Genomic DNA, 17,309 nt, shown 5'->3' on the forward strand with positions numbered 1-17,309 from the left:
CGATGTTGTCGAGAATCAGTTTCAATGGTGTAGCGGCTTTTCTTCGACGGCATGTGGGATTTTGCCGTCAGTGGCGCGTAAGATGCCTTTGGTTTACTTTAAAAGGATGTTTACAAAATAATAGTATTTGTTAACACCCCCGGTTTTCTGTGGATAAACCCGTTTACTGGAAAAAAATCAGCGGTTTACGGCCTGTACAAGCACCTGCGTAAACCGTGTATGTAAACGGGACGACTTTTGGACAAAAATCCGGGCGGGAACAACATCGCGGTTTACTCACATTTCATGCCTGTGGATATTCATTAGGTTATCCACAGGGCTATAAGGGGGAGGTATGACGTGGCTTTCACTGTTTGAACATCCGATTATTCAGGGGCCCACCGCAGGTGGCGCCAATACGCCAGACCAGGTGGCTGCCGTGTCGAATGCTGGAGCGCTGGGCTCGCTGGCCGGTTCTTTGCTGTCGCCAGACACGTTGCGCAACCAGGTTGCCGCCATCCGTGAGCGCACGGACCGGCCTTTTTGTCTGAATTTCTTTGTGCAAAACACGCCGTCGCCATCGGCGGACGAAGTGGCGCGGGCCGAAGTATTGCTGCGTCCCGTGCTGGATGCGCTGGGCTGGGACAAACTGCCGCTGCCCGCCAAATGGTGTGAAGATTTCCAGGCGCAATTTGAAGCGCTGATTGATCTGAAACCCGCTGTTGCCAGTTTCACGTTCAACCAGTTGCACAAGGAACAAGTCGCGCAATTGCAGCAAGCCGGCATTGCCGTGCTGGGCACCGTGACCACGGTCGATGAAGCGTTGGCGTGGCAAGCGGCCGGCGCGGATGGCGTGATTGCTTCCGGCATCGAGGCGGGCGGACACCGGGGCACGTTTATCGGACCGCAAAAGGAAGCACGGCTGACGACGTTTGAATTGCTGCCTGCTGTCGTGGCGGCGGTGCATATTCCTGTCGTGGCTGCCGGCGGCATCATGGATGGCGCGGACATCAAGCGGGCGCTGGCGCACGGGGCCCAAGCCGTGCAAATGGGCACGGCCTTCCTCGTGACGGATGAATCCGGTATCCATCCCGCGTATAAACAGCGGCTGTTGCAGGCAAAAGAACATACCACGCGGCAGACCCGCGCATTTTCCGGCCGGTATGCGCGGGGACTGGATAACCGCTTCATGCAATTGATGGGCGACGTGGAAGAGCAAGTGCCGGCTTACCCGGTGCAAAACGCATTGACGGGCAGTATCCGCGCGGAAGCGGCCAAGCGGGGCGATACGGAATGGATGTCGCTGTGGTGCGGGACGCAAGTACACCGGTCGCGCGGCATGCCGGCCGCGCAGCTGGTCCGCACGCTGGTTGAAGAAATGAAGCAATAAGGGGGCGGATTGGAATCGGCTGGCCAGTTTGACTACATCATCATCGGCGCCGGCACAGCCGGCTGTGTCTTGGCAAACCGCCTCACGCGCGATAAAAACGTGTCCGTGCTGTTGATCGAAGCCGGTGGCAAAGATGATTATTTATGGATCCACATCCCCGTCGGCTACCTGTATTGCATTAACAACCCGCGCACGGACTGGCTATACCGGACGGAACAGGATCCCGGCCTGGGCGGACGCAGCCTGATTTATCCGCGTGGCAAAGTATTGGGCGGCAGTTCGTCCATCAATGGCATGATTTATATGCGCGGCCAGGCCGGTGATTATGACCGCTGGGCCGACGTATGCGGCGATACCAGCTGGCGCTGGGAATCCGTGCTGCCCTTGTTCCGGCAAAGCGAAGACCACCATGGCGGCGCCTCTGCCTTTCACGGGGCCGGTGGCGAGTGGCGGGTCGAGCGCCAGCGTTTGTCGTGGCCCATCCTCGATGCATTCCGCAAGGCGGCGGCGGAAACCGGCATCCCCCAAGTCGATGACTTCAACCGCGGGGATAACCTGGGCTGTGCGTACTTTGAAGTCAATCAAAAGAAGGGGTTGCGCTGGAACACGGCGCGGGCGTTTTTAAAGACGGCGTTACAGCGCGGTAACTTGACCGTGATGACGGGCTGTCATGTGGAAAAGTTTGATATTGTCCACACGCCCGGCGGACCTGCGTGCCGCGGCGTGATCTTCACGGGTGGCGGCACACGCTGGCATGCCGCATCGGCCCGCGAAACCATTTCCACGGCAGGCGCCATCGGTTCGCCGCACTTGCTGCAATTGTCCGGTATCGGACCGGCCGATGTGCTGCAGCCATTGGGCATTAGCCCGCTCGTCGAATCGCCTGGAGTGGGCGCTAACTTACAAGACCATTTACAGTTGCGCATGATTTACAAAATCCAGGGCGCCACCACGTTGAATACGCTGGCGGCCAGCTGGTTCGGCAAGATGCGCATCGGCCTCGAATATGCGCTCAAGCGCAGCGGTCCCATGTCGATGGCGCCGTCACAGCTGGGCGCCTTTGCCCGTTCGCGGCCCGATGTGGCGACACCGAATCTGCAATACCACGTGCAGCCGCTGTCGCTGGAAAAGTTTGGCGAACCGCTGCATGGTTTCCCCGCGTTTACCGCCAGCGTATGCAATTTGCGGCCCACATCGCGCGGTTATGTCCGGCTGGTGTCGAGTGACCCGTATGCGGCGCCGAAAATCGCGCCCATGTACCTGGCTACGCCGGAAGACCGGCAAACCGCGATGGAAGCCATCCGTTTGACGCGCCGCATCGTGCAAGCGCCATCGCTGGCGCGTTTTCAGCCGGAGGAATTCCGTCCCGGTCCGCAATACCAGACCGATGGCGACCTGGTGCAGGCCGCTGCGGCAATCGGCACGACGATTTTCCATCCGGTCGGCACGTGCCGCATGGGCAAGGCGGACGATGGGCTGGCCGTGGTCGACAGCCGGTTGCGGGTGCGGGGCGTAACGGGACTACGGGTGGCCGACGCCTCCGTCATGCCTTTCATCACGTCCGGCAACACCAATTCGCCGACTGTCATGATTGCTGAAAAAGCTGCACAAATGATCCAGGAATGCAAAATCTGATGCCGCGCAATGCAGTGAAAAAAGCGGGAACTTTACCAGCATAAAAATGGTCAAAACAGCAAATTTACCCGTAAAAATACTGTATTGTTCAAGGTTTCCAAGCTGTGTATGATCGGAGCACAATTTATCGGTTTTACAAGAATAACCGGGGGACGTGATGTCAAACTACATCTTGGAAACAAGACATTTGACCAAAGAGTTCAAGGGATTTACCGCCGTCAACGACGTGAATTTGCGTGTGCAGCGCGGCCATATCCATGCATTGATCGGCCCAAACGGCGCCGGCAAAACCACGTGCTTTAACTTGTTGACGAAGTTCCTGGTCCCCACGTCCGGCCAGATTCTGTTCAACGGTAAAGACATTACTGCGGCCAAGCCCGCCACCATTGCCCGCATGGGCATCATTCGTTCGTTCCAGATTTCCGCAGTGTTCCCGCATTTGACGGTGCTGCAAAACGTGCGCATCGGCTTGCAGCGCCAGCTGGGCACGACTTTTCACTTCTGGAAAAGCGAAAAGTCGCTGGACCAGTTGAACGACCGCGCCATGGCGCTGTTGGCCGAAGTGGATTTGACCAGCTTTGCCGACACCATCACGGCCGACATGCCATATGGCCGCAAGCGCGCGCTGGAAATTGCCACCACGCTGGCAATGGAACCGGAATTGATGCTGCTTGATGAACCGACCCAGGGCATGGGCCACGAAGATGTACACCGCGTGACGGAATTGATTAAAAAGGTCTCGTCCGGCCGCACGATTTTGATGGTGGAGCACAACATGAAAGTGGTGTCGGGTATCTGCGACAAAATTTCCGTGCTGCAGCGCGGCGCCATGCTGGCCGAAGGCAGCTATGCGGAAGTGTCTAGCAATGCGCAAGTGATGGAAGCATATATGGGCAGCGAAGCCACCGAACTGGCGGGAGCGCACTGATGGCGGCGCCGGCATTGGAAATTTCAGGCTTGCGCGCGTGGTATGGCGAATCGCATATCTTGCATGACGTGAATATCAAAGTGCAGCCGGGCGAAGTGGTGACTTTGCTGGGCCGTAATGGCGCAGGACGCACGACGACCTTGCGCGCCATCATGGGATTGACGGGCGCACGCAAAGGGTCGATCAAAGTCAACGGCGTGGAAGCCATCCACTTGCCGACGCACAAAATTGCCCACCTGGGCATCGGCTATTGCCCGGAAGAGCGGGGCATTTTTTCGTCGCTGTCGACGGAAGAAAACTTGATGTTGCCGCCGCAATTGAATGGCGGTCCCGGCATGTCCGTGGACGAGATTTACCAGATGTTCCCGAACTTGCAGGAACGCCGCCACAGCCAGGGCACGCGTTTGTCCGGCGGCGAGCAGCAAATGCTGGCTGTGGCGCGCATCCTGCGCACCGGCGCGAAATTATTGCTGCTCGATGAAATATCCGAAGGCTTGGCCCCCGTCATCGTCCAGGGGCTGGCGCGCATGATCACCACATTGAAATCCAAGGGCTACACCATTGTCATGGTGGAGCAGAATTTCCGCTTCGCCGCGCCGCTGGCGGACCGGTTTTATGTGATGGAGCACGGTCAGATTGTCGAGACCTTCGCTGCATCGGAGTTGAACGCCAAGATGCCGGTCTTGACCGAATTGCTTGGCGTTTGATTGAAAACAATTTTTAACGGAGACAAAATGAAACTCAAGACTATCGCCGCTGCTACTGCTCTCAGTGTACTGTCGTGTGCTAATGCCCAGGTCTCCGGGGACAGCATCAAGATTGGTTTTATTACCGACATGTCGGGCCTGTATTCCGACATTGACGGCCTTGGCGGCGCGGAAGCCATCAAGATGGCGATTGCCGATGCGGGTGTGGTGATTGCCGGTAAAAAAGTTGAGTTTGTGTCTGCCGACCACCAGAACAAGGCCGACATTGCCGCGTCGAAGGCGCGTGAATGGTTTGACCAGCAGGGCGTCGACATGCTGATTGGCGGCACCAATTCCGGCGCCAACCTGGCCATGGCGAAAGTCGCGGCGGAAAAGAAAAAAGTGTTCATTGCCATCGGCGCGGGCACCAACCGCCTGACCAATGAAGAATGCTCGCCGTACACCGTGCACTATGCGTACGACACGGTGGCGCTGGCGCGCGGCACGGGCGGCGCCATTGCCAAGCAGGGCGGCAAGAACTGGTACTTCCTGACGGCCGACTATGCATTCGGCCAGTCGCTGGAAAAAGATACGGCCGACGTCGTAAAAGCGGCCGGCGGCAAAGTGCTGGGCAGCGTCAAGCATCCACTGGCGGCGTCGGACTTCTCGTCGTTCCTGTTGCAGGCGCAATCGTCGGGCGCGCAAATCCTCGGCCTGGCCAATGCCGGCGGCGACGCCATCAATTCCATCAAGGCCGCCAACGAGTTCGGCATTGCCAAGAAGATGAAACTGGCTGGCCTGCTGATCTTCATCAATGACATCCATTCGCTGGGCTTGAACACGACAGCCGGCATGTACCTGACCGATGGCTGGTACTGGGATGCCAACGCGGATACCCGCGCGTGGTCGAAGCGCTACTTTGAAAAGATGAAGAAGGAACCGTCGATGCTGCAGGCAGCCGATTATTCCGCCACGGCGAATTACCTGAAAGCCGTGAAAGCCGTGGGCTCGGATGATCCGGACAAGGTGATGGCGCAACTGAAGAAAACGCCGATCAACGATATGTTCGCGAAAAATGGCGTGATCCGCCCCGATGGCCGCATGGTGCACGACATGTATTTGATGGAAGTCAAAAAGCAGTCGGACTCGAAATACCCATGGGATTACTACAAGCTGGTGGCCACGATTCCTGGCGACCAGGCATATCTGACCAAGGCGGAATCGCAGTGCAAGCTGTGGAAGTAATGTGATACCTCGTCATCGCCGCGCAGGGCTGGCTGCCTGCGCGGTGATTCACGCGCAGCCCAGTTCCTGTAGCCCTGACGCGCCATCCCCGCGCCCGGCTCGGCGCTTCCGCGGTGATCCATGCTGAGCTGGTGGCGGCTTGCGCGGCGATGACGATGGATGCGCTGGCTGCCCGGCAGTTGCGCTTCTTCTTTGTTCTCACCGGTCTGGATTGTTATGGAAATATTCGGCATTCCCTTTTCCGCACTGTTGAGCCAATTATTGATCGGCCTCGTCAACGGCTCGTTTTACGCGATGTTGTCGCTGGGCCTGGCGGTGATCTTTGGTTTGCTCAACGTAATTAATTTCTCCCACGGCGCCCTGTACATGATGGGGGCGTTTCTCGCCTGGATGGGGATGACGTACTTCGGGCTCAATTACTGGGCCATGCTGGTGCTGGCGCCCGTCATTGTCGGCGCGTTCGGCATCCTCATTGAAAAGACCATGTTGCGCTGGCTGTACAAGCTGGACCATTTATATGGCTTGCTGCTGACGTTCGGCATCACGTTACTGGTGGAAGGGCTGTTCCGTTCGTTTTACGGCGTGTCCGGCCAACCGTTTGAAACGCCGGCCGCGCTGCAAGGCGCGACCGACCTGGGCTTCATGATCTTGCCGAACTACCGTGCGTGGGTCGTGGTGGCTTCTCTGGTAGTGTGCCTGGCGACGTGGTTTGTCATCGAGAAAACCAAGCTGGGCGCGTACCTGCGGGCCGGCACGGAAAACCCGAAACTGGTGGAAGCGTTCGGTATCAACGTGCCGCTGATGGTGACGCTGACGTATGGCTTCGGCGTGGCGCTAGCCGGCTTTGCCGGCGTGCTGGCCGCGCCCATCATCCAGGTGACGCCGCTGATGGGCTCGAACCTCATCATCATCGTGTTTGCCGTGGTGGTGATTGGCGGCATGGGTTCCATCATGGGATCGATTTTGACGGGCCTGGGCCTGGGCGTCATTGAAGGATTGACGCGCGTGTTCTATCCCGAGTTTTCCTCCACGGTCGTGTTCCTCGTGATGGTGGTGGTATTGCTGCTGCGTCCGGCCGGCTTGTTCGGCAAAGAGAAATAAGGAGCCCACATGAACAAGAAACTGGGCTATGGCATTGCCCTTGGTATCGCGGTGGCGGCGCCGTTTTACGGCTATCCCGTGTTCCTGATGAAGTTGCTGTGCTTTGCGCTGTTTGCGTGCGCCTTCAACTTGCTGATTGGTTTTACCGGCTTGCTGTCGTTTGGCCACGCGGCATTCTTTGGCGGCGCCGGCTATATGGCGGGCTATGCGCTGAAGGAATTGCACTGGCCATTTGAGCTGGGGCTGCTGGCCGGCGTAGTGGGCGCGGCGCTGATCGGCCTGGTGATGGGCGCGCTGGCCATCCGCCGCCAGGGTATTTATTTCTCCATGATTACGCTGGCGTTGGCGCAGCTGGTGTACTTCGGCGCACTGCGGGCGCCGTTCACGGGCGGTGAAGATGGCTTGCAGAGTGTTCCACGTGGAACATTGCTGGGTGTGGCGGACTTGTCGAACGACCTGGCGCTGTATTACGTGGTGCTGGCGACTTTCGTGCTGGGCTTTGCGCTGATCGTGCGCACCGTGCATTCGCCGTTTGGCCAGGTATTGAAGGCCATCAAGGAAAACGAACCGCGTGCGATTTCGCTGGGCTATGACGTCGACAAGTACAAGCTGATGGCATTTGTGTTGTCGGCGGCGCTGGCGGGGCTGGCGGGCGCCACCAAGACCGTGGTGCTGGGTTTCGAAACGCTGACGGACGTGCACTGGGCAATGTCCGGCCTGGTGATCCTGATGACCCTGGTGGGCGGCATGGGAACGCTGGCGGGGCCGATCCTGGGATCGATGCTGATCATCATGTTGGAAAACAAGTTAGGCGATATCGGTACTTACCTTGGCAAGAGTACCGGGATCGAGTGGTTTAACACATTAGGCGAAGCAGTGAGCATGGTGACGGGGTTGATCTTCGTGGCGTGCGTGCTGCTGTTCCGCAAAGGGATAGTGGGGGAGGTGGTGGACAGGATGGGACGCAGACGACCAGCCTGAGCTTACCCGTGCAAGTTATACGCCGGCATAGTCCGGCGTTTTTTTCGGCTGTTATTACGAACTGAGGAGAACGACAATGCATCAACAGCGTATTTTTCGATTAACCGCCATGGCTGCCAGCCTGGTGGCGTGCGGTGTCCTGGCCGGTTGCGGCGACAAGGGCAACGATCCGGAAGTCTTGAATGCCGCGCCCACTTTCCTGGGCGCCGTCACCGTCACCAATTATGACGGCCAGACGGATGACTTGCTGACGGCGGGCCTGGGCAAGACGGGGCTGGCCGCCGCAGCGGCGCCCGCCTATGCTGACCCGCGCAATCCCACGGCAAAAGAGTTGCGCCGCAATGCCATCTTTGCGAATTACCGCGCGGTGCTCGATATCGCTGCCAACAGCGGCTATGGCACGCTGTATGGCCCGAACGTCAGTGCAGCCGGTGTCCCGGGCAGCGGCGAAGGGATGGTGGCTGGCGCGGAATATATCGCGTACGCCGATGACGGCACTGGCCGCATGAACGTGACCTTGATGGTGCAAGTGCCGAACACGTTCGATACGGCGAATCCGTGCATCGTGACGGGTACGTCCAGCGGTTCGCGCGGCATTTATGGTGCGATCGGCAGTGCCGGTGAATGGGGGCTGAAAAACAAGTGCGCGGTGGCGTATGCGGACAAAGGCAGCGGCACGGGCTTGTATGCGTTTGACGATGACAGCGTGAACTTGCAAAACGGCGTGCGCGCCACCCGCACGGCGGCCGGCAAGAATGCCATCTTTGCACCGGTGCTGACGGACGCGGAGCGCACCGCGTACAACACCAGTTACCCGGGCCGCGTGGCGTTCAAGCATGCGCACTCGCAAATGAATCCGGAAAAGGATTGGGGCAAGGTGACGCTGCAGGCGGTGGAGTTTGCGTACTACGTGTTGAACGAGCGCTTCGGTACGCTGGCGTCCGATGGCAAGAACCACCTGGTGCGTTTCACACCCCAGAACACGGTGACGATTGCGTCCAGCATTTCCAATGGCGCGGGCTCGGCATTGCTGGCGGCGGAACAGGATACCAAGGGCTTGATCAGCGGCGTGGCGGCAACGGAACCGCAAATCCAGCCGAAGACAGCGGCCGGCTATACGGTGCGCCAGGGCGGTGCGCCGGTAGCAGCGCAAGGCAAGGCGCTGTTTGATTATTCGACGTATGCAGCGCTGTACCAGCCGTGCGCGGCAGGCGGCGCGGCCAGTGTGGGCCGCTGCACGTCGCTGGTGGCAAAAGGCTTGCTGACGGGCGCCAATGCGTTGGAACAGCAAGCCAACGCTTTGGCCAAGCTCAAGGCGTATGGCTGGACTGCGGATGCGGAACCGCTGCAAGGTTTGCACGCTGGCACGAATATCCTGGTGGCGGTGACGTATGCGTATGCGTACGGCAAGTTCTCCGTGACCGATAAAGTGTGCGGTTTCAGCTTCGCGCCGACCGACGCCGCCACGGGTGTGGTGACGCCATTTACGGCAGAACAAAAAGCCGCCAGCTTTGCCACGCAAAACGGCATCATCGGCAACGTCGTGTATGAAGACAGCACCAACGGCGCGCGCCAGTATGCGTTCGGCATGTCGCCATCGACCGGCGTGGCGGACCAGTCGCTTGATGGTTTCCTGTGCCTGCGTGCACTGGCAACGGGCAGCGACCCGGTCACGGGCGGCGCACTGAATGCCGTGCTGGCGGCGCAAAGCGAGCGGGTGCGTGCGGGGATTGCAGAAGTGCAGGCGACCGGCAATTTGAAGGGCAAGCCGGCTGTGATTGTTGCAGGCCGCAGCGATGCACTGATTCCCGTCAACCACGCATCGCGTGCGTACCTGGGTTTGAATGCGGTGGCGGAAGGCAGCGCAAGCAAGCTGCGCTATATCGAAGTCACCAATGCCAACCACTTTGATTCGTTCAGCAACGCATTGCCGACCGTGATCGTGCCGCTGCACGTGTACCTGTTCCGCGCATTGGATGCCGTGTATGCGAACGTGAAAAATAGCGCCTCGTCGCCGCTGCCGCCATCGCAAGTAGTGCGCACGACGACGCGCACCAGTAACCTGGTGCCAATCACGGCAGCGAACCTGCCGCCCATTGCCGCCACGCCCGGCGCGAATGCCATCAACGTCGCGGGCACCACGGTCGACGTGCCGAACTGATGCCGCAGTGACCTTTAGCCGGCGACGAGGGGCCAGGCCCCGAATTGTCGACTAAAGAATTTCCCTTCCGAAAAAAGTGCCAGGGACTTTTCTGCCGTAAGGCAAGAAATCCCTGGCATTGCTATTTCCGCTCTGGAAAGGTTACTGGCACTTTTGTGCAGCTTGGCAACTATCCGGCGCCGCAGTCTTTCGTACCGAAGCGTTTACAGCCGTTTTGAGGCTGTAAACGTGGTATGGATGAGTATTGCCTCCTATTGTGCCAAAAAACGCCTGTAAAGCCCGTTAAAGGGCTGCAGCGTAGATCGCGCGCGCGTCTGCCCGGGTCACTTCGCGCGGGTTATTGCCCAGCAGGCGGGTTTGCAGCATGGCGTCGTCAGCCAGGCGGTCGAGGTCGCCTGCGGTGATACCGACTTGCTGCAGCGTGCGCTCGATGCCGGTGGCAGCCGCCATTTGCTGCATGGCGACCGCCAAGGCTTCCGAACGGGCTTCCACGCTGCCGCTGGCATGGGGCACGACGATACTGGCCAACTCCGCGTACAGGCTGGCGGCAGCTGGCGCATTGAAGCGCAGCACGTGCGGCAGCACCAGCGAATTCGACAAGCCGTGCGGCACGTGGAAAATGCCGCCGATCGGATAAGCCAGCGCATGCACTGCCGCCACCGGGGCATTGGCAAATGCCTGGCCAGCCAGCAGGGCGCCCAGCAGCATCGATTGGCGCGCAGCCAGGTCGCTGCCGTGTTCGCATACGCGGATCAGGTTTGCCGACAGCAGGGTCAGCGCCTGGCGCGCCAGCATGTCCGACAGCGGGTTTTTTTTGTGGCGGCTGGTATAGGCTTCGATGGCATGCACCATCGCATCGATGCCGGTGGCGGCGGTCACAGCCGGCGGCAATCCCACCGTGAGTTCCGCATCCAGCACTGCCAGGTCGGCATACAGCTGCGGTGCGACCACACCCATCTTCGTGGTTGCACCGGTGGTGACAATGGCAATGTTGGTGACTTCGGAACCCGTGCCGGCGGTGGTCGGTACCTGCACCAGCGGCAGGCGGTCCCCCTTCACGTTGCCGATGCCGTAGATGTCCGCCAGCGGCTGCGCGTTGTCGACCGCCAGCACGGCAATCAGTTTGGCTACGTCCATGGAACTGCCGCCACCGAGGCCAATGACTATATCGGCGCCGAATGCTTTCGCGGCAGCCATTGCAGCGTGCACGATGGCTTCCGGTGGATCTGCCACGACATCGGCATGGATGTGCACATGGAATCCTGCCGCTTCCAAACTGGCCGTCGGCGCCTGCACCAAGCCGGTACGCAAGAAGCCCGGATCCGTCACCAGCAGCGCATGGCGGGCGGCAGGGAAGCGGTTGCGCACGTGCGTGCCCAGCTTGCGGGCCGCGCCCAGTTCTGAAACGAGGTGAGCGACAGTGCTGAAGGCGAAGTCATTCATGTCGGATACCGGAGAGTGTCGGGCGTTCCAGATTACACCGGCGCCCTGGCGCCTGCAACGCCATGCCCACTGTATGCGTATTGCTGCGGAAGCGACGCGCAGCCGAGTTCCGTACAATGTCGGCTTTGCTTTTTCCGGAGGCCGCGCACGCGGCAGTTGCATGGTTGATTACTTGACGCTGGGCGTCGCTGCATTTGCCGCAGGGCTGGTCGATGCGGTGGTCGGGGGCGGGGGGCTGATCCAGATTCCCGCGATTTTTTCTGTCTTCAATACCACGGCGCCTGCGACCCTGCTGGGGACGAACAAGATGGCGTCCGTGTTTGGCACGGCCGCTGCCGCCGTGAATTATGCGCGCCGCGTGCGCATTGCGTGGTCGACTGCGGCGCCCGCGTCGATGGCCGCGCTGGTGTTTGCTTTCATCGGCGCGTACACCGTCACCAAAATCCCGCCTGACTTCCTGCGTTCGCTGCTGCCGCTGGTGTTGCTTGCCGTGGCGATCTACACATTCAAGCGCAAAGACCTGGGCAGCATCCACGCGCCGCTGTTTACCGGTGTACAGGAGAAGGCGTGGGCGGTGGCTATCGGTTCGCTGATTGGTTTTTACGACGGCTTCTTCGGCCCCGGCACCGGCAGCTTCCTCGTGTTCTTGTTCGTGCGTTTCTTTGGCTTTGATTTCTTGTCTGCGTCGGCCGTGGCCAAGATCGTCAACGTGGCGTGCAATATCGCGGCACTGGCATGGTTTGGCTGGAGCGGCCATTTGATCTGGCAACTGGGCCTGACCATGGCGGTGTGCAATGTGTGCGGTTCACTGGTCGGCACCAAGCTGGCGCTGAAACATGGCAGCGGTTTTGTGCGCCGGCTGTTCCTCGTGGTGGTCTCGGTGCTGATAGTCAAAACCACATACGATGCGTGGATCCGGTGGTGATTTGTTCCACGTGAAACAATCTGCGAGGTGAGGAAGGGGCGCTGCGGCGTCCCTTTTTTTATACCTGCATTGTTTCACGTGGAACAATGCGTATGAGCCCTGAAGATGTTTCACGTGGAACCAACCCATAGTGAAAATCGCTGTTCCACGTGGAACATTTTCACTAATTTGCGTGCCTAAAAAATTTGCAGACGCAAAACGCTCTATAATCGAGTTTCAATTCTTCGCTTTTCTCACATTCCCAAACATGTTATTTCCTACTGAATTCGACGTAATCGTCGTGGGTGGCGGCCATGCCGGTACCGAAGCGGCGCTGGCTTCGGCCCGCATGGGCCAGAAAACCCTGCTGCTGACGCATAACATCGAAACCCTCGGCCAGATGTCTTGCAACCCGTCCATCGGCGGGATTGGCAAGGGCCACCTGGTCAAAGAAGTCGACGCCATGGGCGGCGCCATGGCCATTGCTACCGATGAATCCGGTATCCAGTTCCGTATTTTGAACTCGTCCAAAGGCCCGGCAGTGCGCGCCACGCGCGCCCAGGCCGACCGAATTCTTTACAAACAGGCAATACGTTCACGCCTGGAAAACCAGCCGAATTTGTGGTTATTTCAACAAGCCGTCGATGACTTGATGGTGGAAGGCGACCGCGTGGTCGGCGCCGTCACGCAAATCGGCTTGAAATTCCTGGCCCGCGCGGTCGTGCTGACGGCCGGCACCTTCCTGGATGGCAAGATCCACGTGGGCTTGCAAAACTACTCGGCAGGCCGTGCCGGCGACCCGCCAGCGATCTCGCTGTCGTCCCGGTTGAAGGAACTCAAGCTGCCGCAAGGCCGCCTGAAAACCGGTACGCCGCCGCGGATTGACGGCCGCAGCATCGACTTTGCCGCCATGACGGAACAGCCCGGCGACCTCGATCCGGTCCCCGTGTTTTCGTTCATGGGCAACACGGCCATGCACCCGAAACAGCTGCCGTGCTGGGTCACGCATACCAATGCGCAAACGCACGACATCATCCGTGGCGGGCTGGACCGTAGCCCGATGTACACCGGCGTGATTGAAGGCGTCGGCCCGCGTTATTGCCCGTCGATTGAAGACAAGATCCACCGTTTCTCCAGCAAGGAGTCGCACCAGATTTTCCTGGAACCGGAAGGCTTGACCACCAACGAATTCTATCCAAACGGCATCTCCACCAGCCTGCCATTCGACGTGCAAATCAACCTGGTGCGTTCGATGAAGGGCTTGGAAAACGCACACATTTTGCGTCCCGGCTATGCCATTGAATACGATTATTTCGACCCGCGCGGCTTGAAAGCGTCGCTGGAAACCAAGGCGATTTCCGGCCTGTATTTCGCCGGCCAGATCAATGGCACCACGGGCTACGAAGAAGCTGCCGCACAGGGCATGCTGGCCGGCATCAACGCGGCCTTGCAAACCCAGGGCCGCGACGCATGGACCCCGGCGCGCTCGGAAGCGTACCTGGGCGTCATGGTCGATGACCTCGTCACGCAGGGCGTGATGGAGCCATACCGCATGTTCACCAGCCGCGCCGAGTACCGCCTGAGCCTGCGTGAAGACAATGCCGATATGCGCTTGACGGAAATCGGCCGCAAGCTGGGCTGCGTCGGCGATGCGCAGTGGGAAGCGTTTGAACGCAAGCGTGAAGCCGTGGCGCTGGAGCTGGAACGCCTGCGTTCCACGTGGGTCAACCCGCGTATTCTGGCCGCTGCTGAGTCCGAGCGCGTGATTGGCCAGGCCATCGAACGCGAATACAACCTGGCGGATTTGCTGCGCCGTCCGGGCGTCGTGTACGACAAGCTGATGACCCTGGAAGGCGTCGAAGGACAGGCGCTGGCCGGCCCTGGCGTCGAGGATGCCGCCGTGCGCGAACAGGTGGAAATCACCCTGAAATACTCGGGCTACATCGAACGCCAGAGCAAGGAAGTCGAGCGCCACGAGCACTATGAAAACCTGAAATTGCCGGACGGCGTCGACTACATGCAGATCACGGCCCTGTCGATGGAAGTGCGCCAGAAACTGACGAAAAACAAGCCGGAAACCCTGGGCCAGGCATCGCGTATTTCCGGTGTCACGCCGGCCGCGATTTCGCTGCTGCTGGTGCACTTGAAGAAAGCCGGGTATGGCGCGTTTGGAAGCGCTTCCAATGCCACGCAGGCTGAGCAGGAAGGGGCTGCTTGATGAAATACTTCGACCGGGCAGCATTGGCCGAAGTATTGAAAAACGGCGTCAATGAACTAAAACTGGAGTTATCTGCTGCGCAGCACGAGCAGTTGCTGGATTACCTGGCGCTGCTCAACAAGTGGAACAGCGTCTACAACCTGACGTCGGTGCGCGATCCGATGCAAATGATGACGCTGCATTTGCTGGATTCGCTGGCGGCCGTGCCTGCGTTTGCGGGCGTAAAAAACGTGCTGGACGTGGGCGCGGGCGGCGGTTTGCCGGGTATCGTGCTGGCCATTGCGCGGCCGGATATGAAGGTGTCGATGATTGATACCGTGCACAAGAAAACCGCTTTCCTGACCCAGGTGAAGGCGCAGTTGGGCCTCGCCAACGTGACCGTGTACACGATGAAGGTGCAGGATTTGGCCGTGGCGCAGTTGTTCGACGTGATCACGTCGCGCGCCTTTGCCGACCTGTCTGATTTCGTCAACTGGTCGGGGCATTTGCTGGAAGAGGGCGGCCGTTTTATCGCCCTCAAAGGCACCGCGCCACAGGAGGAGCGGGAGCGCCTGCCAGCCCCATGGCAAGCGACGGATTTGCAGCCCCTGCAGGTACCGGGACTGGATGCGGAGCGCCATTTGGTGATCATCAAAAAGATGTAATTCCCGAATCGGTATAAACGGTATAAATCATTTATATCGTATAAACCGAATAAACAATATAAACCATTTATACGATATAAATCGTTTACCTCAATAAGAGATAACAAGAAGATTCATGGCCAAAATTTTTTGCGTAGCAAACCAGAAAGGCGGAGTTGGTAAAACGACAACGACAGTCAACCTCGCAGCAGGGCTGGCCAAACTCAAGCAGCGCGTGCTGCTGGTGGACCTGGACCCGCAAGGCAATGCCACCATGGGCGCCGGCATCAACAAGGCCGGCCTGGCGGCGTCCACTTATGAAGTCATGCTCGGTACGGCCGACGTGGCCACGGCGCGCCAGCGTTCGGAATCGGGCCGCTTTGACGTGCTGCCGTCGAACCGCGAACTGGCCGGCGCCGAAGTGGAAATGGTGGAATTGGATAACCGCGAGCGCCGCCTGAAAGATGCGCTGGCCGTGGTCGACAAGGAATACGACTTCGTGCTGATTGACTGCCCGCCCGCGCTGTCCTTGCTGACCCTGAACGGCCTGTGCGCCGCCAACGGCGTGATTATTCCCATGCAGTGCGAGTATTACGCGCTGGAAGGGTTATCCGACCTGGTCAACACCATCAAGAAAGTGCACGCGAACCTGAATCCGGATTTGAAGATCATTGGCTTGCTGCGCGTGATGTTCGACCCGCGCATGACGTTGTCGCAGCAAGTGTCGGCCCAGCTGGAACAGCATTTTGGCGACAAAGTGTTCAAGACCATCATCCCGCGCAATGTGCGCCTGGCCGAAGCGCCGTCTTATGGCATTCCGGGCGTGACGTTCGACCCGAGTTCCAAGGGCGCGCAAGCGTATATCGCTTTTGGCGCGGAAATGATCAAGCGCATCAAGAAGATGTAAAGGGACCAAAGAATTATGGCAACGAAAAAACTCAAAGGTTTGGGCCGCGGCCTGGACGCGCTGCTGGGCGGCGACCTCGATCCCTCCAACCCTGCGTCCAATCCGGCCACCGCGAATGGCCACACCACGCAGGAAATGTCCGTCACGGTGATGCAGCCGGGCAAATACCAGCCGCGCACGCGCATGGATGAAACCGGCCTGACGGAGCTGGCCGCGTCGATTAAAACCCAGGGCATCATGCAGCCTATCCTGGTGCGCCCGGTCGGCAAGTCCGGCGGCAAGATGAAATATGAAATCATTGCCGGTGAACGCCGCTTCCGCGCCGCGCAAATGGCGGGCCTGGAACAAGTGCCGGTGCTGGTGCGCGACGTGGATGACCGCACGGCTGCCGCCATGGCGCTGATTGAAAACATGCAGCGCGAAGACCTCAATCCATTGGAGGAAGCACAGGGCATTACCCGCCTGATCAATGAATTCGACTTCACGCACGAACAGGCGGCTAACGCAGTGGGCCGTTCCCGTTCCGCCGTGTCGAACTTGCTGCGCCTGATGAACCTGGCCAGTCCCGTGCAAACCATGCTGATGGCGGGCGATATCGACATGGGCCACGCCCGTGCGCTGCTGGCAGTCGATGCCGCCACGCAGATTACATTGGCCAACGTTGTGATTGCCAAGCGCCTGTCCGTGCGGGAAACGGAAAAGCTGGTGCAGCGCGCGCAGGAAGAAGCGGCGGGCACGGCGGAACAGCGCCCGGTACGGGAAAAGTCCGGCGACATCTTGCGCCTGGAAGAAGAACTGTCTGATGTACTGGCCACCCCGGTGGTGTTCAAGATGGGCGCCAAGGGTAAAGGCCAGGTGGTGATCGACTTTGCGGATCTGGACGTCCTGGACGGGGTGCTGGCCCGTCTGCGCGGCACCCCTGCCTGATTTTCGCGTACCGTAAAAATACGAGGCCCGTGATGAGTTGCATCACGGGCTTTTTTACGTCGAGCCATTCGAAAATTTCATGGATCAAAAAAGCGTAAAAATTTGTATCAAGGTAGTGAAATGGCAACAAAATTACGCAAATCGCGATTTTCGTTGCCCTTTATATCAAAAAAAGTCTTTC

Annotated in this window: 14 protein-coding genes; 13 read left to right on the forward strand and 1 reads right to left on the reverse strand. The window is 59.2% G+C overall.

Features of this window, described 5'->3' with window-relative positions; all coding sequences use genetic code 11:
* Positions 1 to 334 precede the first annotated feature (334 nt).
* The 8 genes from GM668_RS13445 (at position 335) to GM668_RS13480 (ending at position 10,106) form a co-directional block, all read left to right on the forward strand.
* Positions 335 to 1,369: an NAD(P)H-dependent flavin oxidoreductase gene (locus GM668_RS13445; protein ID WP_155439466.1), complete on the forward strand. Its 1,035-nt coding sequence runs from the start codon at positions 335 to 337 to the stop codon at positions 1,367 to 1,369.
* A 9-nt stretch (positions 1,370 to 1,378) separates the two neighbouring features.
* Positions 1,379 to 3,004 carry a GMC family oxidoreductase gene (locus GM668_RS13450; protein WP_155439467.1) on the forward strand — a complete coding sequence of 542 codons (1,626 nt, stop codon included), beginning with the start codon at positions 1,379 to 1,381 and terminating at the stop codon, positions 3,002 to 3,004.
* A 157-nt stretch (positions 3,005 to 3,161) separates the two neighbouring features.
* The gene (locus tag GM668_RS13455; RefSeq protein WP_155439468.1) at positions 3,162 to 3,932 is read left to right on the forward strand and encodes an ABC transporter ATP-binding protein; all 771 of its coding nucleotides are present in this window, start codon (positions 3,162 to 3,164) and stop codon (positions 3,930 to 3,932) included.
* The gene (locus GM668_RS13460; RefSeq protein WP_155439469.1) at positions 3,932 to 4,639 is read left to right on the forward strand and encodes an ABC transporter ATP-binding protein; all 708 of its coding nucleotides are present in this window, start codon (positions 3,932 to 3,934) and stop codon (positions 4,637 to 4,639) included. The genes GM668_RS13455 and GM668_RS13460 overlap by 1 nt, the downstream gene beginning before the upstream one ends.
* 27 nt (positions 4,640 to 4,666) lie before the next feature.
* Positions 4,667 to 5,863, forward strand: a complete 1,197-nt coding sequence (locus GM668_RS13465; RefSeq protein ID WP_155439470.1) for an ABC transporter substrate-binding protein — start codon at positions 4,667 to 4,669, stop codon at positions 5,861 to 5,863.
* A gap of 216 nt (positions 5,864 to 6,079) precedes the next feature.
* Complete coding sequence (locus GM668_RS13470) at positions 6,080 to 6,964, forward strand: branched-chain amino acid ABC transporter permease (protein ID WP_155439471.1); 885 nt, start codon at positions 6,080 to 6,082, stop codon at positions 6,962 to 6,964.
* Positions 6,965 to 6,973: 9 nt separating this feature from the next.
* Positions 6,974 to 7,945: a branched-chain amino acid ABC transporter permease gene (locus GM668_RS13475; RefSeq protein WP_155439472.1), complete on the forward strand. Its 972-nt coding sequence runs from the start codon at positions 6,974 to 6,976 to the stop codon at positions 7,943 to 7,945.
* A 76-nt stretch (positions 7,946 to 8,021) separates the two neighbouring features.
* Positions 8,022 to 10,106: a 3-hydroxybutyrate oligomer hydrolase family protein gene (locus GM668_RS13480; RefSeq protein WP_229499275.1), complete on the forward strand. Its 2,085-nt coding sequence runs from the start codon at positions 8,022 to 8,024 to the stop codon at positions 10,104 to 10,106.
* A 282-nt stretch (positions 10,107 to 10,388) separates the two neighbouring features.
* Here the strand turns inward: GM668_RS13480 and GM668_RS13485 are convergent, their stop codons facing one another.
* Positions 10,389 to 11,549 (reverse strand): iron-containing alcohol dehydrogenase, encoded by a 1,161-nt coding sequence (locus GM668_RS13485; RefSeq protein ID WP_155439473.1) that lies wholly within the window; start codon positions 11,547 to 11,549, stop codon positions 10,389 to 10,391.
* Positions 11,550 to 11,709: 160 nt separating this feature from the next.
* Here GM668_RS13485 and GM668_RS13490 point away from each other — a divergent pair, with 160 nt between their 5' ends.
* From GM668_RS13490 to GM668_RS13510, 5 genes are all read left to right on the forward strand, one after another.
* The gene (locus tag GM668_RS13490; protein ID WP_155439474.1) at positions 11,710 to 12,474 is read left to right on the forward strand and encodes a sulfite exporter TauE/SafE family protein; all 765 of its coding nucleotides are present in this window, start codon (positions 11,710 to 11,712) and stop codon (positions 12,472 to 12,474) included.
* Between the two features lie 247 nt (positions 12,475 to 12,721).
* Positions 12,722 to 14,671, forward strand: coding sequence for a tRNA uridine-5-carboxymethylaminomethyl(34) synthesis enzyme MnmG (gene mnmG, locus GM668_RS13495; RefSeq protein ID WP_155439475.1), 1,950 nt, complete (start codon positions 12,722 to 12,724; stop codon positions 14,669 to 14,671).
* A complete protein-coding gene (gene rsmG / locus GM668_RS13500; protein WP_155439476.1) occupies positions 14,671 to 15,315 on the forward strand; it encodes a 16S rRNA (guanine(527)-N(7))-methyltransferase RsmG in 645 nt (214 codons plus the stop codon). The genes mnmG and rsmG overlap by 1 nt, the downstream gene beginning before the upstream one ends.
* 115 nt (positions 15,316 to 15,430) lie before the next feature.
* Positions 15,431 to 16,201, forward strand: a complete 771-nt coding sequence (locus tag GM668_RS13505) for a ParA family protein (RefSeq protein WP_155439477.1) — start codon at positions 15,431 to 15,433, stop codon at positions 16,199 to 16,201.
* A gap of 15 nt (positions 16,202 to 16,216) precedes the next feature.
* A complete protein-coding gene (locus tag GM668_RS13510) occupies positions 16,217 to 17,128 on the forward strand; it encodes a ParB/RepB/Spo0J family partition protein (RefSeq protein ID WP_155439478.1) in 912 nt (303 codons plus the stop codon).
* The last annotated feature ends 181 nt before the right edge of the window (positions 17,129 to 17,309 follow it).

Origin of the sequence: Pseudoduganella ginsengisoli (assembly GCF_009720865.1) — a bacterium.
GTDB lineage: Bacteria > Pseudomonadota > Gammaproteobacteria > Burkholderiales > Burkholderiaceae_D > Rugamonas > Rugamonas ginsengisoli.